Annotated in this window: 12 protein-coding genes; 6 read left to right on the forward strand and 6 right to left on the reverse strand. The window is 34.0% G+C overall.

Translation table 11 applies throughout. The features are described from left to right. Window positions 1-93 precede the first annotated feature (93 nt). On the reverse strand, window positions 94-1,098 hold the full coding sequence (gap, locus tag RTY06_RS13720; RefSeq protein ID WP_312825551.1) for a type I glyceraldehyde-3-phosphate dehydrogenase: 1,005 nt from the start codon (window positions 1,096-1,098) through the stop codon (window positions 94-96). 54 nt (window positions 1,099-1,152) lie between these two features. Beyond that, window positions 1,153-2,139, reverse strand: a complete 987-nt coding sequence (pfkA, locus tag RTY06_RS13725; protein ID WP_312825552.1) for a 6-phosphofructokinase — start codon at window positions 2,137-2,139, stop codon at window positions 1,153-1,155. Between the two features lie 209 nt (window positions 2,140-2,348). Here pfkA and RTY06_RS13730 point away from each other — a divergent pair, with 209 nt between their 5' ends. Then, on the forward strand, window positions 2,349-3,275 hold the full coding sequence (locus RTY06_RS13730; RefSeq protein WP_312825553.1) for a malate dehydrogenase: 927 nt from the start codon (window positions 2,349-2,351) through the stop codon (window positions 3,273-3,275). A gap of 102 nt (window positions 3,276-3,377) precedes the next feature. On the opposite strand, the gene RTY06_RS13735 is transcribed toward RTY06_RS13730, so the two are convergent. Beyond that, window positions 3,378-3,953, reverse strand: coding sequence for an NAD(P)/FAD-dependent oxidoreductase (locus RTY06_RS13735; protein WP_312825620.1), 576 nt, complete (start codon window positions 3,951-3,953; stop codon window positions 3,378-3,380). A 631-nt stretch (window positions 3,954-4,584) separates the two neighbouring features. On the opposite strand from RTY06_RS13735, the gene pafA reads away from it, so the two are divergent. The 3 genes from pafA to RTY06_RS13750 all read left to right on the forward strand — a co-directional run bounded on the left by pafA (window position 4,585) and on the right by RTY06_RS13750 (window position 8,040). Beyond that, window positions 4,585-6,231, forward strand: a complete 1,647-nt coding sequence (pafA, locus tag RTY06_RS13740) for an alkaline phosphatase PafA (RefSeq protein ID WP_312825554.1) — start codon at window positions 4,585-4,587, stop codon at window positions 6,229-6,231. Between the two features lie 151 nt (window positions 6,232-6,382). After that, window positions 6,383-7,153, forward strand: coding sequence for a TIGR02757 family protein (locus RTY06_RS13745; protein ID WP_409450857.1), 771 nt, complete (start codon window positions 6,383-6,385; stop codon window positions 7,151-7,153). 218 nt (window positions 7,154-7,371) lie between these two features. After that, a complete protein-coding gene (locus RTY06_RS13750) occupies window positions 7,372-8,040 on the forward strand; it encodes a YceI family protein (RefSeq protein WP_312825555.1) in 669 nt (222 codons plus the stop codon). A 436-nt stretch (window positions 8,041-8,476) separates the two neighbouring features. Here RTY06_RS13750 and RTY06_RS13755 read toward each other — a convergent pair whose 3' ends face one another. After that, complete coding sequence (locus RTY06_RS13755) at window positions 8,477-10,240, reverse strand: hypothetical protein (protein ID WP_312825556.1); 1,764 nt, start codon at window positions 10,238-10,240, stop codon at window positions 8,477-8,479. Between the two features lie 10 nt (window positions 10,241-10,250). Beyond that, window positions 10,251-13,037 (reverse strand): excinuclease ABC subunit UvrA, encoded by a 2,787-nt coding sequence (gene uvrA / locus RTY06_RS13760; RefSeq protein ID WP_312825557.1) that lies wholly within the window; start codon window positions 13,035-13,037, stop codon window positions 10,251-10,253. A gap of 185 nt (window positions 13,038-13,222) precedes the next feature. Between uvrA and RTY06_RS13765 the strand changes: the two genes are divergently transcribed. Both RTY06_RS13765 and prmA read left to right on the forward strand, forming a co-directional pair. Beyond that, entirely contained in the window at window positions 13,223-15,022 is a 1,800-nt protein-coding gene (locus tag RTY06_RS13765; protein ID WP_312825558.1) for a TonB-dependent receptor domain-containing protein, read from the forward strand. Between the two features lie 130 nt (window positions 15,023-15,152). Further along, complete coding sequence (prmA, locus tag RTY06_RS13770; protein WP_312825559.1) at window positions 15,153-15,980, forward strand: 50S ribosomal protein L11 methyltransferase; 828 nt, start codon at window positions 15,153-15,155, stop codon at window positions 15,978-15,980. An 18-nt stretch (window positions 15,981-15,998) separates the two neighbouring features. On the opposite strand, the gene RTY06_RS13775 is transcribed toward prmA, so the two are convergent. Further along, complete coding sequence (locus RTY06_RS13775; protein ID WP_312825560.1) at window positions 15,999-16,544, reverse strand: hypothetical protein; 546 nt, start codon at window positions 16,542-16,544, stop codon at window positions 15,999-16,001. Window positions 16,545-16,559 lie beyond the last annotated feature (15 nt).

Consider the following 16,559-nt stretch of genomic DNA (forward strand, 5'->3'; position numbering starts at 1 on the left):
CTTTCCTATCAAAATATTATTTAATTTTGTCTAAACTTTTGGGTGCAGTCTAAAAAGGTTCTGAGGTTTTATGTTTAGTAAAATTACTTCTAATTATAAAGAAGAAGAGTGTACCAATAGGTCTGTTAATTTGTTAGAATAACCCCACTCGTTATCGTACCAAGATACCAATTTAACGAAAGTTGGAGAAAGCATAATTCCAGCTTCTTTGTCGAAGATAGAAGTTCTAGCATCTGTAACAAAGTCTTGAGATACTACAGCATCTTCTGTGTAACCAAGAATTCCTTTCAATTCACCTTCAGAAGCAGCTTTTACAGCCGCAGCAATCTCGTCATAAGAAGTTGGTTTTTCCAATCTTACAGTTAAGTCAACTACAGAAACGTCAGCAGTTGGTACTCTGAAAGACATACCAGTCAATTTTCCGTTAAGAGAAGGGATTACTTTTCCTACTGCTTTTGCAGCACCTGTAGAAGAAGGGATAATGTTGTTTAGTGCAGATCTACCACCTCTCCAATCTTTTGCAGATGGTCCATCTACAGTTTTTTGAGTTGCAGTAGTTGCGTGTACAGTTGTCATAAGACCTTCTGCAATACCGAAGTTATCGTGGATTACTTTTGCTAATGGAGCAAGACAGTTTGTAGTACAAGATGCATTTGAGAAGATTTTTACATCGTCTGTCAATTCTGTATGATTTACACCCATTACGAACATTGGAGTATCATCTTTAGAAGGAGCAGAAAGGATTACTTTCTTTGCACCAGCATTGATGTGAGCTTGAGCAGAATCTTTAGAAAGGAATAAACCTGTAGATTCTACGATATATTCTGCACCTACTTCATTCCATTTTAGGTTGTTAGGATCTCTCTCAGCCGTAACTCGGATTGTTTTTCCGTTCACAACAAGGTTATTTCCTTGTACTGATACTTCTCCTTTGAACGTTCCGTGAACCGAATCGTATTTTAGCATATAAGCCATATATTCAGCATCGATAAGGTCATTGATACCTACAACTTCGATGTTGCTTCTTTCAGCCATTGCTCTGAAAACTAGACGTCCGATTCTACCGAATCCGTTAATTCCTACTTTAATTGTTGACATATTATTTAAAATATTAAGGTTTTTTTTGTTACTATAAATTTACGAAAAAATGACTTACATCGCAAGTATTTCAGCTATTTTCAGTAAGTCTTTATCTATTTCGTTATGTTTTTTGATGGCTTCCTCTATTGGCGTGTACACAATTTTATTAGACTGCATACCAACCATTACTTTGTTTTGTCCTTCCATTAATCCTATCACGGCACCGTAACCTAGATGACTTGCTAAAACTCTGTCTGCGCAGCTAGGTGAACCACCTCTTTGGATGTGTCCAAGAACAGTCACACGGATGTCATAATTAGGGAATTTTTCTTTAGTTGCTTTTGCTAGATCATAAATATTTCCTAGCTCTTCGCCTTCTGCAACCACAACCACGCTAGAGGATTTTCCTACCTTCTCGGCAGTTGTAAAAGTTTCAAAGAGTTCATCAATACTATCCTTTCTTTCTGGGATTAAGATATCCAAAGCTCCTGTCGCAATTCCGCTATTAAGTGCAATAAAACCTGCATCTCTTCCCATAACCTCTACAAAGAAAACTCTGTTGTGAGAAGTGGCAGTATCGCGGATTTTATCAATCGCATCCATAGCTGTGTTTAGAGCCGTATCATAACCAATGGTTTTATCTGTTCCAAAGATATCGTTATCAATTGTTCCGGGAACACCAATTACTTTGATACCAAACTCTTCATTGAAAACTTTGGCACCGGTAAAACTTCCGTCTCCACCAATACAAACAATGGCATCAATTCCTAATTTTTGACACTGTTCGTATGCTTTTTTTCTACCTTCGGGAGTCATAAATTCTTTAGATCTTGCAGACTTTAGAATTGTACCTCCTTGATTAATTATATTTTTGACGGAACGGGGTCCCATTTTTATCACATCACCTGCAATTAGACCATTGTATCCTTCTCGGATTCCATAACAATCTATGTTAAAGTGATTTGCTGTTCTTACAACGGCTCTAAGTGCTGCGTTCATTCCCGGAGCATCTCCACCAGAAGTCAAAACAGCAATAGATTTTATGTTGTTTTCTGACATATTTTTAATTTTTTTCATAGCAAATTTACGAAATCTCTATCACATTTTAAGAACGTACTTTAATATTGTATTATAAATTATGTCATGTGTCAATTAATAATCACTTTATAAAAATATGACAAATATTAGAATTTAATTTATAATAGGCTTTCTAAGATTTATTATATTTACGAAAAAGAGTTTTAAAAAATTTTAAAAAAAATAATATTATGAAAGTAACTGTAGTAGGAGCTGGAGCTGTTGGAGCTTCTTGTGCTGAATATATTGCGATGAAAAATTTCGCTTCCGAAGTGGTTTTGGTGGATATCAAAGAAGGTTTTGCAGAAGGTAAAGCAATGGATCTGATGCAGACAGCCTCTCTTAATGGTTTTGATACAAAAATTACGGGGACAACTGGAGATTATGGCAAAACTGCTGGTTCTCATGTTGCTGTCATCACTTCTGGTATTCCTAGAAAACCTGGAATGACGAGAGAAGAATTAATCGGTATCAACGCTGGAATTGTAAAAGATGTAACTGCGAATCTTGTTATAAACTCTCCAAACGTAATCATTATCGTTGTTTCTAACCCGATGGATACGATGGCCTATTTAGTTCATAAAACTTCTGGACTTCCAAAAGAAAGAATCATTGGAATGGGGGGAGCTTTGGATTCTGCAAGATTCAAATATAGATTAGCAGAAGCTTTGCAAGCGCCAATCTCAGATGTGGACGGAATGGTTATCGCTGCACACTCTGATACAGGAATGTTGCCACTTTACAGCAAAGCCACCAGAAACGGAGTTCCAGTTTCAGAATTCTTGAGTGAGGAGCAAAAAGCTTATGTTATAGAGGAAACTAAAGTTGGTGGAGCAACATTGACAAAATTATTAGGGACTTCCGCTTGGTATGCGCCGGGAGCAGCAGTTTCTGTAATGGTTCAGGCTATTGCTTGTGATCAGAAAAAAATGATTCCTTGCTCTTTAATGCTGGATGGAGAATATGGCGAAAGCGATATCTGTCTTGGCGTCCCTGCAATCATCGGGAAAAATGGTGTTGAGAAAATCGTTGATATTTCTTTGACTGATGAAGAGAAAGCAAAATTTGCGGATGCTGCAAAAGCTGTGAGAGAAGTAAATGGTGATTTGAAATTTTAATTCAATCTTAATATAAATTGAAACCGCATCCAAAATGATGCGGTTTTTATTTTCTAGAAACTTTCGTTCGTTAATTCCATATTCACCATTGCTTCTGTAAGATTACCTGTATAAACTGCATTTGCAACGGAACGCATCGCAAGAATTATCTCCACAAGCATAAACTCCTGGAATGGTTGTTTTTTGTAAATTATCGATTTTGATATGACCGTTTTTCGTGAATTCACAGCCCAAAAAGCCTGGAATTTCTGAATGTTGTTTGAAGTGAAATGCACCATAAACAGCATTGAAGCTCATTTTTTTTCCATCAGATAAAATCAAACTTTCGAGATTTCCGCTCTGATGCTGGATTTCATCAATTTCTGTTTCGATGATATTGATGTTGTTCTGTTTTAATTTTTGATTCTGTTCTTCTGTAAAATCCGCTTTTCCTCTGGTTAAAATTGTCAAATCGTTGGTCAGGTTATTAACTAATGATGTAATATGAAAACCATGTTCGCTATTAGCAATAATTCCTGTTTTCTTATTTTGAAACTCATAACCGTGGCAAAAGGGACAATGGATCAAAGACATTCGCCAACAGTCCCAAAATCCTTTGGTATTAGGAACATCATCTACAATTCCTGTTGCAAAGATGAGTTTCTTAGCTTCGAATTTTTCCCCTTTTTTTGTCTCGATTTCAAAACCATTTTAGGTTTTACCTCCTTCTGTTGCAAGTCCTTCGCAAAATTAAGAAATTTGATTAATTCTTCCTCTTATTCAGATGGTAATTTGATTTTAGAACTCATTTTTTACTGTGATTTAGTTTCTCAAATTTAATTAAAATTAGATTCTATCAAGAAAAATTTGTTTTCTGACGTAACATTAGTGCGACTTCGGTTGTCTTATAAACAAACAATAACTATGAGGTCAACATTAACTTTATTAGGATTATTATCAATCACATTTTCATTAGCTCAAACCAAAGATACGCTTAGGTCCAAAGAAATAGAAGCGGTAACGGTTATTGCCTAAAAACCAACTGTCCAAAGTAAAGCAGACAGAACGGTTTTTAATAGTGTTGGAAATAGAAAAAATAGAGTTAAAAAATTACTATTTCATCTTAATTTTCACCAAAAATCTAGGGGACTATACGGTGAAAATACTTTGTAGAAAATTTAAAAATATTGAAACTTGAATTAAGAATCAAACTGAGCGGAATCAAACTCCTTAGTGCCTTCGTATTAAATTCTCAAACAAACTTTAATATAAATTTCATATCCCAAAACTTTTGAAAGCCGTAAATTTGGACTCAATAAAAAGTGATTCAATGTTCAGAAAAATTCAGATTTTCGTTTTAGCGTTGGCTACAATGGGCAACGTCAGTGCGCAGAAAACAAAATTAAATTCAGGAGAAAGACCAAAATTAGTTGTAGGATTAGTTGTAGACCAAATGCGTTGGGATTATCTCTACCGCTTTGAAAAAAAATTTGGACAAGGTGGTTTCAGGAGATTGTTAGGAGAAGGTTTTTCATTTAATAATGTTCATATTCCTTACATTCCTACTGTTACAGCGATTGGTCATACTTCCATTTATACAGGCTCGGTGCCTTCCATTCATGGGATTGCTGGAAATGACTGGACGGACAAAGAAACCGGGAAAAATGTCTATTGTACCACGGACGAAAGTGTTAATCCGGTGGGTACAGATAATAAAAAGATAGGAAGTCATTCTCCAAAAAATCTTTGGTCAACAACCGTTACAGACCAATTAAGAATTGCGAGTAATTTCAAATCAAAAGTGGTTGGCGTTTCTTTGAAAGACCGCGCTTCTATTTTGCCTGCTGGTCACAATCCGACTGGTGCGTTTTGGTTTGATGATTCATCTGGAAACTTCATCACGAGTTCTTATTACATGAATGAACTACCAAAATGGGTGAAAGATTTCAATGACCAGAAAGTTCCAGAAAAATTGTTGGTGAACGGCTGGGAAACGGCGTTACCAATTAATGAATATACAGAAAGTACGGCTGATAATGTAGAATGGGAATATCCTGTAGGAACGGCAAAACAACCTGTTTTTCCTTACAAAAATCTATTGTCTGATTATGCCACAAAAAAAGGCGTCATCAGAACAACACCTTTCGGAAATACATTAACTTTGAAATTTGCTGAATCGGCTTTAGACAATTATGCCTTAGGAAAAGGAACTGAAACAGATTTTCTGGCAATTAATTTGGCATCAACAGATTATGTAGGACATTCTTACGGACCCAACTCTATTGAGGTGGAAGATACTTACATCAGACTAGACAGAGATTTTGCAGCCTTTTTTAAAATGCTGGATGAGAAAGTTGGGAAGAACAATTATTTGATTTTCTTGTCTGCGGACCACGGTGGTGCCAATGCAGAAGGTTTTTTGAAAGCCAATAAAATCTTAGGCGGTTTCTTTGATGAAGGAATGGAGAAGAATCTCGGCGCTGAATTGGAGAAAAAATATGCCAATTCCAAATTGATTCTCGGAATCGATAATTATCAAATCTACCTGAATCAAAATTTGATTAAAGAAAAAAATCTGGATGAAGAAGCCATCAAAACAACCATCATAGATAATCTGAACAAAGACCCTAGAGTTTTGTACGCCGTAGATTTGAAAAAGATTGGTTCATCAGCGATTCCAGAACCAATAAAATCCCGAGCCATCAATGGTTACAATTGGCAGAGAAGTGGCGATATCCAAATCATTTCTCACGACGGAATGTTACCAAGTTACGCCAAAAAAGGAACCACGCACAGTGTTTGGAATTCTTACGATTCTCACATCCCATTGATTTTTATGGGTTGGGGAATCAAACACGGCGAGAGCAACGGCGATTATTATATGACAGACATTGCGCCAACAATCTCCGCTTTACTTCACATCGAATTTCCAAGTGGAGCAATCGGAAAACCGATTACTGAGGTCATTGGAAGATAAACAAATAGAAGTTAGATGTTAGAATCTAGATTTTAGATTTAAGTCATTAATTTAAAAAGTCGCAAATGTTTTTAAAACTTTGCGACTTTTTACTTTTCTATAATTAACATTTTTGCGCTTTGTCGATAAAAACAATTCGTATTTTTGAACAATGATTTTGAAAGAAAAAGACATCTTCGATTTACTGAATGAAAAAGCAGAATTATATAATTCTCCAGATTTTATTAGTGATGACCCAATTCAGATTCCGCATCGTTTTTCTTTGAAACAGGATATTGAGATTGCTGGATTTTTGTCTGCGAGCATTGCTTGGGGAAATCGAAAATCGATTATCAATGATGCCAATAAAATGATGGAACTGATGGAAAATTCGCCTTACGATTTTGTGATGAATTTTACGGATTCTGACTTAAATAGAATTCCTCAAAAAGCTATTCACAGAACATTCAATCACGAAGATTTTATTTTCTTTCTAAAGAATTTTCGTCGAATTTATACTCAGTTTGAAAGTTTAGAAGATACTTTTATGATCAATGAAAACGAAATCAATTTTTCTCATTCTATCGAGCGTTTCCGAAATCATTTCATTTCCGAAAAACATCGCGGACAAAAACACGTGAGTTCACCTTATAAAAATTCGGCTTCCAAAAGATTGATTATGTTTTTGCGTTGGATGGTTCGGAAAGATAAAAAAGGAGTAGATTTTGGAATTTGGGAAAAGATTGACCCGAAGTTTTTATCGGTTCCTTTGGATGTTCATACCGCAAATATTTCCAGAAAACTTGGAATCTTGACCAGAAAACAAAACGATTGGAAAGCGGTTGAAGAATTAGATTTAATTCTTAGAAAATATAATTCTAACGACCCAGCGATTTACGATTTTGCTTTGTTTGGTTTAGGTGTTTCCAAGGAATTTGAATGATATTTAACCACAAAAGGCACAAAGTTTTTTCACGAATAGCACAATTGATTTTATGTGTAAATGTGAAGTTTATTCTTATTTGAAAAGTAAACTTCAGAATAAAAATTGTGCCTTTTGTGGTTTGAAAAAAACGTTTCTTGATGTACATCAATGCGGAGACAAGATTTAAGGTCTTATTTTTGCTGAAAGAAAAACAATATTAATTTAAAATATTTTCTATGAAAAAATTAACAGTATTAGCATTTGTAGGAGCAGCGTTGTTGTTCACAGCATGTAACGACAAAAAAGAAACTGTAACAGCTGAACAAGAAGTTGCAGCAAAAACAGGTGAAGCTTACAACGTAGATTTGGCAACGTCTAAAGTAGATTGGAAAGCTTTCCACAAAGGTGGATTCGCGCCAAGATGGGGAACTCTTAACTTGAAATCAGGTGAAATTACAGTTGAAAATGATGCGGTAACTTCTGGAGAATTCGTAATCGATATGACGACTTTGAAAGTTGACCCTGCTTCTGTAACCGAGGCTGACAAAAAACCGGCTGACTTGGAAGCACACCTTAAAAATGCTGATTTCTTTGATGTTGAGAAACAACCAACTTCTGATTTCAAAATTACTGCTGTAGCTGATTTGGCTGGAGAACTTCCAAAAGATGCAGTTGCTGGAGCGAACAAAACTGTAAGCGGAAACTTGACATTATTAGGAAAAACGCTTAATGTTTCTTTCCCTGCGAAAGTGACTGTTGCTGAAGGTAAAGCTGGTCTTGAAGCTAAATTTACCGTAAACAGAGCGGATTGGGGAATCAAATTTGGGACTGACGAAACTGACCCAGCTGAATGGATGATTAGCAAAGACATTGAAATTGGAATCAATGTAACGGCTTCTAAATAATAGAATCTGAAAATGAGAAGAAGGACTGTTTCGAAAAAAGCAGTCTTTTTTATTATAAACACTTCGACTCCGCTCAGTGCGACACTTTTAGTACTAAATGTATAATAAGAATTGTCAGGCTGAGCGGAGTCGAAGCCTTTGTGAAATGAAAGAACCGACTCTTTAGAAGCCGGTTCAGTAGATAAAACATCTCATTTTTTTAGTTAAACAACAACAAAAAAGGACAGCCGACAATGCTATCCTTTAAATTTTTATATCAAATTTAATTTGAGTAATTCCGATCGAGTCAAGAGCAAAATTTGTTTTCATTTTCTTAAATCTCTATTGTAAATTTAGGAAGAAAAACAATACGAAATGTAAACTGAATGTTAAAATTTTGTAGTTATCCACATTTTTTTGTGGATAAGTCTTTATTTATTGAAGTATAGGAGATAATTCATAAAAATTCATAATCCCCACTTTCGTGAAAAAATTCCACTAATTTATTTTGAAGATTATAATCACTATCTTTTTCTAAAAAGAGTCCAAGTTTATCTCCTGATTTATTTTCTGCAAAGATTAATGAATTGTAAGTTTCTGGAAATCTATCAGAAATTTCATTGTAAATATAAAAAGACTCAATTCCTAAGTATTCGTAATCATCTTTTAAAGAACTTTTATATTGATAATCTATTTTAAAATCAAAAGGAAGAATGATGTTTAATTTTTTCTGAATGTCATAAAAATCATCTTTTTCTAACATTTTAAAATCCAGAGATTTCTTTTCTTTAAGCAATCTTTTTTTCTTTGATAAGTAAAATTTTAATTCCTTAGAAATACTATACTTTAATGGTTTGATTGTAATTTCGGGAATTGTTCTTTGTAATTTTAATTTATACTTTTCTTCGTTTAGTTCTATTTTTGAAGTGTGGAATCTCACAAATCTCATTTGATTGGGCAAATTTTTTTCTAAAGCATTTTTTAGAAGTTCATTCACGATAATTTTTTTATGAACTGAATAAGAATATAAATCAAAATCAGAATTTACTAAAAATGATTCCGGTAGAACTGTTAATAAGTATGAAGTACTTTCTGAAGAGTTTTTCTGTCTTTTATCTTTAATATATTTTAGATAATCTTCGAAAGAAGTTATTTTTCTTTCAGACTTATAAATCTTTGTGATATTGTCAATTTTTACAATGTCATAAAAATTTAGAGAGTAATCTAAGTCTTTCATCAACTGGTCATAATCCAGCATTAAAATCCAAAATTCAGTTTTAGTTTTAATGTTTTTTAGCTGGAAATTAGTTTTGATAAAGTGATGAGGAGGTAGTTTAAAGCTCTCTAAAATAAGTTTTACATTTTCGCTAATCAATAATAATGTTCTGAAACTGTGTGATGATAATCTCAGCACATCATAGAGTCTGTCTTTTCCTTCTTGAATATTTCCGTTTTTTATAAGTACATTTTCATTAATGTCAATTAAGCCTTTTTCTTCAAAACTTCCTTTTATCAATGTATTGTTTTCAATTAGAAATTCAGGTGTTAAACCTATTTCATCATTAATAATTGGAGAAAGGGTGTAATATTTCTGAAAAGTATAGAACTTATCTTTAAGTATATTTTCTAATTTGTATTCAAGAAATATAGGTTTGATATATTTTTTATAAATATCTATGTCAACATCAGGATAAAAATCATCACCATATAAAAATATATTTTCTAGATTTTTTTCACTGTAAAGTTTCGGCTCTTTATAATTAAATATTTTTAAATTATATTTTTTTGCAATTTCATCATTTAGAATTGGATGGCTATTTATTATAACCATTTTTTTAGCATATTTTTCTAATAATCTTTCATCAAGAATAGTAGAAGTGTTAGTTCCAATTCCCTCAATGTCTAAATGTTTTTTGAACTTTTTAATGTTGTCAAAATCCCAGATTATAGATTTGTTTCTTGTTATATTGATCCAATTGAATTTTTCCTTATTGTTCTCTAGGAATTCATCATTCCATTCGATATTTTCATTTTTTGATAAAAAATTCCAATTGAAGGCTTCTGAATAATTAGTTAAAAGTTCTAAGGGAATTGGATAATGCTGAGAAACAGAATCAATAAATTTGTTCCAATAAAAATTAAGAATAGTTTCGCTATTTAAATCAAAAGCAATTTCTGATTTATCACTAAAAGCTGATTTAATTTTATTGAATAAATTCATATTGGAATGTTTAAATTTTCTCCGCAATATACTTCGCAGTAAAAGACTTTTTCTCTTTAATCAAATCTTCCGGTGTTCCTGTGAAAACAATTTCTCCGCCGTATTTTCCGGCATTTGGACCAACATCGATAATATGGTCGGCACATTTGATAATATCCGGCTGATGTTCAATCACAACTACTGAGTGTCCTAATTCTATCAATGCCTGAAGCGATTTCAATAATTTTTGAATATCGTGGAAATGTAAACCTGTTGAAGGCTCATCAAATACAAATAAGGTTTTTTCCGTCGTCACACCTTTTACAAGGAAAGATGCCAACTTCACTCTCTGCGCTTCACCACCGGAAAGAGTAGAAGAGGACTGACCCAACTGAAGATAACCCAAACCAACATCCTGCAAAGGTTTCAGTTTTGTAGCGATTTTTTCTTCGTGATTTTCTTTGAAGAATTCCAACGCTTCATCTACCGTCATATGAAGGATATCGGAAATGTTTTTTTCGTCGTATTTGATTTCGAGAATTTCCTTTTTGAAACGTGTTCCGTGGCAATGTTCACACTCCAGTTCAATGTCTGCCATAAACTGCATCGAAACGGTAATCACACCGTCGCCTTTACATTCATCACATCTTCCGCCGTCAACATTGAAAGAAAAATGTTTTGGTTTTAGACCTTGAACTTTCGCAGATTTTTGTTTCGCAAAAAGGTCTCTGATATCATCATAAGCTTTCAAATAAGTTACAGGATTAGAACGCGACGATTTTCCGATAGGATTTTGGTCAATCAATTCGATATTCTGAATCAATCTTGAAGGGAAAGTAACGGAATCATAATCCGCTTTCTTTCCACCCATTCCTAATTGAATCTGAATTGCATTCGTCATCACTTCTTTCATTAAAGTCGATTTTCCGCTTCCGGAAACACCTGTAATCACAGTCAGACATTCCAAAGGAACATTCACATCAACATTCTTCAAGTTATTTTGACGAGCGCCTTTTATCTCAATAAATTCTTTCGTTTTTCTTCGTTTGCTTGGAACTTCGATTTTTAAATCGCCATTCAGATATTTTGCAGTCAAAGTATCTGCTTTCAGCATCTCTTTATAATCGCCACTGAAAACCAAATCTCCTCCAAGATAACCCGCTTCCGGACCAATATCGATGACATAATCTGCTTCTCGCATCACATCTTCATCGTGCTCTACAACAATCACCGTATTTCCAAGATCTCGAAGTTGTTTTAAAACGCTAATCAAATTTTCTGTATCTCGAGAATGCAAACCAATACTTGGCTCATCCAAAATATAAATAGAACCAACAAGCGAACTTCCCAAACTCGTCGCCAGATTAATTCTTTGACTTTCTCCACCGGAAAGGGTGTTCGAAGTTCGGTTTAAAGTCAAATATCCTAAACCAACTTTAGTCAAGAATTCTAATCTTGTTTCGATTTCGTAAGTCAGACGTTTGGCGATTTCTTTATCGTGGTCGTTGAGCTTAAAATTTTTGATTAATGGTAGCAATTCGTCCAAAGGTAATTCTATCAAAGATTGGATGTTGTGTCCGTCAATTTTTACCCAATTAGTTTCTTCTCTCAGTCGCAAACCTTCGCAATCTGGACAGCCCGTTTTTCCACGATAACGAGAAAGCATCACTCTATATTGGATTTTGTAAAGATTCTCTTCCAACATTTTGAAGAAGTTGTCGATACTTGGGAAACTTTTGGTTTTATCGCCTTTCCAAAGAAATTGCTTTTGTTCTTTTGTTAATTGATGATAAGGTTTGTGAATCGGGAAATCTTTGGCTTTTTTCATAAATTCCTTTTTCCACTCGCTCATACTTTCTCCTTTCCAAGAAGCAACAGCGTCCTCGTGAAGCGACAAATTTTTATTCGGAATCACCAAATCTTCATCAATTCCAATCACTTTTCCGTAACCTTCGCAAGTCGGACAAGCGCCGTAAGGATTGTTGAAACTGAAGTAATGGACATTCGGTTCATTGAAAACAATGCCGTCCAATTCAAATTTATTAGAAAATTCACGGATTTTTCCTGTGTCTGTATTTTTAAGTGAACAATAGCCGTGACCTTCGTAGAAAGCCATTTGGATAGAATCCGCCAATCTTTGCAAGAAATTCTCATCTTCCTCATAACTGAATCTGTCAATCACAAGATTAATCGTCATATCTTTTTCCGGCGTGAATCCGAAGCTTTCCAAATCCTCAATCCCCGCCAAATTCCCATTAACTTCCAATCTGGTGAATCCGGAAACTTTAAGCGTTTTCAGTAATTCAGCAAAGGTTTTAACTTCAAAAGCTAAAGGCGTTAACAATAAAAAAGTAGAATCTTTTTTAGAATTCTTAATGAAATCAATAACATCGGTTACGCTGTCTTTCTTCACTTCTTCTCCCGAAATCGGCGAAAAAGTTCTTCCAACTCTGGCGTAGAATAATTTAAGATAATCATAGATCTCCGTAGAAGTTCCAACTGTAGAACGCGGATTGGACGAAATCACCTTTTGCTGAATCGCAATAGAAGGTGCTAAACCTTTGATGTCATCGATTTTCGGTTTTTCTAATTTACCCAAAAACTGACGCGCGTAGGAACTCAAACTTTCCACATATCTTCTTTGTCCTTCGGCATAAATCGTATCAAAAGCGAGTGACGATTTACCACTTCCAGAGACACCCGTAATCACAATCAGTTTGTTCTTTGGAATCAGAACGTCAATGTTTTTCAGGTTGTTAAGATGTGCGTTTTTAACGAAAATATATTTTTTGATATCGATTTCAGAAGCTGTAGCCATAGTAAAAATAAGACCAACAAATTTACGAAAAATTAAATCGATTTGAGATAAGTTTTCAAATTAACATTTTAAGTTTCTCGATTAATTTGTTTGCAGATTAATGTTAATTTCTAAATTTGCGCCCAATTATTCAGAAGGTTAATTTAAACTATGAGAGTGACCTTTTGAAATAATAGAAGTTACATATGAAAAGAACTATTACAGCTTTGTCAATTTGCGTTTTGTCTATTAATGCAATAGCACAGAATCAAGAAAAAGAAATTGATGAAGTTAATTTACAAGGTCGTTTTTTATCAACGCCTTATAATGATGTCAACGAAAACGTAGTTGTCATTACGAAACAACAAATCCAAAATAGTCCGGCAACTAGCATTGATGAATTGCTTCAGTTTTATTCCGGTTTGGATATCAAAAGGCGAGGTTCTAATGGAGTTCAAAGCGATATTACGATTAGAGGAAGTTCTTTTGAACAGGTTTTGATTTTGGTGAATGGAATTAGGATGAATGATTCACAGACTGGTCATAATACATTCAATATTCCATTTGATATTTCGGCAGTTGAGAGGATTGAAATTATCAAAGGTTCATCTGCAAAACTTTACGGACAGAATGTTTATGCAGGTGTTATTAATATCGTGACTAAAACTTCTTCTGAAGAGCAAGTGATAATCAAAGCTCAAGGTGGCGATTTCAAAACTTATGATTTGTCGGCTTCTGCAACCTTTGGTTCGGAGAAATTCACGAATCTTTTTTCAATCAGCAATGGCGCTTCGGACGGTTATCGTTTCAATACAGATTATCAAATCAGAAACTTCTTCTATCAAAATAAATTAAAATTGAATGAAGGAAGTCTAAGTTTACAAGCCGGTTTTTCTGAGAAGAAATTTGGTGCAAATGGTTTTTATGCTTCACCATCTGCAATCAATCAGTATGAAGAAGCTCAAGCTTCTGTGGTGAGTTTGCAGTACCAACAGAAGTTCAATAATTTATCTATTAATTCGAGTGTTTATTGGAGGAGAGGGCAGGATATGTATCTCTACACGCGATCTAATCCGACTGGTTACAGAAATATGCACATTGGAAATAATATTGGTGGAACGGTGAATGCTTCTTATGAATCTTCAATCGGGACAACAAGCGTGGGTGTGGATTACAGAAAAGAATTTTTGGTAAGCAGTAATCTTGGAGATAGAGAAAGAGATGTGACGCAGGTGTTTTTTGACCATCAATTCCGGTTTTTTAATCAGAAGTTAGAAATCAATCCAGGAGCAAGTTGGGCAAATTATTCCGGTGATAATTTTCTTTATCCGGGAGTGGATGTTGGTTTTATCTTTAATCCAAATCATAAAGTATTTGGAGCGATTTCTAAAGGCTTCAGGATTCCAACTTTTACCGACCTTTATTATGTGAGTCCGACAGAAATTGGAAATCCAAATTTGGTTCCGGAAAGTGCTGTTTCATCAGAATTAGGTTATCGATTCCAGAATGAAAAAATCTTGGCGAAAGCGAGTGGATTTATCAGAAATACAAACAATGGCATCGATTGGCTGAAACCAACAGAGGAAAGTCCTTGGACAGCGGAAAATGTCGGCAAAATCCATCTCAAAGGTTTCGAAACAGAATTCAAACATCAATTATTCCCATTTCTGAATTATCGATTGGGTTACACTTATCTTGATAATCAATATAAAAATGAGGAACTTTCCAGATATGCTTTGCAGAATTTGAGACATCAGTTTGTAGCACAATTAGATGTTAAGTTTTTGAAGTTTTTCAGCAATCAATTGATTTATAAATATTCGGAAAGAGTGAATCTTGGAAGTTATAATATTCTTGACGAACAACTTAATTTCCGAATCAAAGACCTTAATTTTTATGTCTTAATCAATAACCTGACGAATATAAAATATGTAGAAACCAATTTGGTTCCGATGCCAGGAAGATGGTTTCACTTAGGATTTACTTATCAGATTAAAATGAACTAAAACTTATTAACCATATAGACACATAGGGAAAACTATTTGAACTGTTTAAAAACTATGTGTCTATGTGGTTTAATTTTTCAAAGAAGTTTAAATAGTTTCTAAAATGAACTAAATTTGCAAAAAATCAAAAATGGCAGCTTACTTAGAATTTAATTTCAAAATAAAACCTCTTCAACCTTGGAACGAAATATTGATGGCAGAACTCATAGAAATCGGTTTTGACAGCTTCACGGAAGAATATGATGGGATTTTAGGATATATTCAAAAAGACCTTTTTAAAGAAGAGGATCTGAAGAATATCTACCTTCTGCAAAACGAAGAAGTTGAGATTTCTTACACCTACGAAGAAATGCCAAATATCAACTGGAACGAGGAATGGGAAAAGAATTTTTCACCCATCAATGTTGAAGATAAAGTCCTTATCCGAGCAGAATTTCACGAACTAAACCCCAATATGCACGAGATTGTGATTCAGCCAAAAATGTCTTTTGGAACAGGTCATCATCCTACAACCCATTTGATGATTCAGCAAATGTTGGATATGGATTTGAAGAACAAAAAAGTGCTTGATATGGGTTGCGGAACTTCGGTTTTAGCGATTTTTGCAAAACAGAAAGGAGCGGGAAGAACGGTTGCAATCGATATCGACGAATGGTCTGTAGAAAATTCTAAAGAAAATGCAGAACGTAATAATGTAGAATTAGATATTGAACTTGGAACTGCGGATAATTTAGGCAAAGAGAAATTCGAAATTATCTTAGCTAACATTAATAGAAATATTCTGATTTCCGATATTCCAACTTATGTTTCAGTTTTGGAGGATGGCGGAAAATTATTGTTGTCAGGATTGTGTTTCTTTGATGTCGATGATATTTTGGAAGTTTGTACGGAACAAAACCTCAAACTTGAAAAGAAAATCCAAAGAGAAGAATGGGTTTCTTTGTTGTTGAGTAAGTAAGATTTCTTAATGTCTATGCTATGCTTCTCCGTGGGTTCCGAAATATTCTATTTTATTTTTAGTAATATTAATTGTAATGTTCAAATAGCAATTTCCACCATCCATTACATAGACTTGATTCTTTCTCCAATCATCATCGTAATAAACACAAAAACAAAACACATTTACAATTTTATCTCCTGATTCGTTTGTGGAAACAAAATACTGTCGATAAAAATATCTTAGATTTAGTTTTTCTTTTTCGAAATCTAAAGTTGATGTTTTGCTCTCTTTATTCCATTTCTCTAATCTGATTTTTAATTTATCGTTATAATCATTAACTCCTTTAATTAGATTATGATTGATAATTCTCAGTTCGTTTATTGAAAGTTGAGTTTTTTTCTTCGAATCTTGGTCAAATATTGCGATATAATTTGGTTCTTTTAATGTGTCAGATTGATTTTGTTCAATATATTTTGATGGGACAAGCTCGCTTTCATCATTAACTTGTTTTTCAATCTTATTACAACTGAATATGGATGATGTTATCAATAGAATTGAAAAATTAAAGAAATGATTTCTCATAAAATATATTTTATA

Origin of the sequence: Epilithonimonas sp., from assembly GCF_032055105.1 — a bacterium.
Classification (GTDB): domain Bacteria; phylum Bacteroidota; class Bacteroidia; order Flavobacteriales; family Weeksellaceae; genus Epilithonimonas.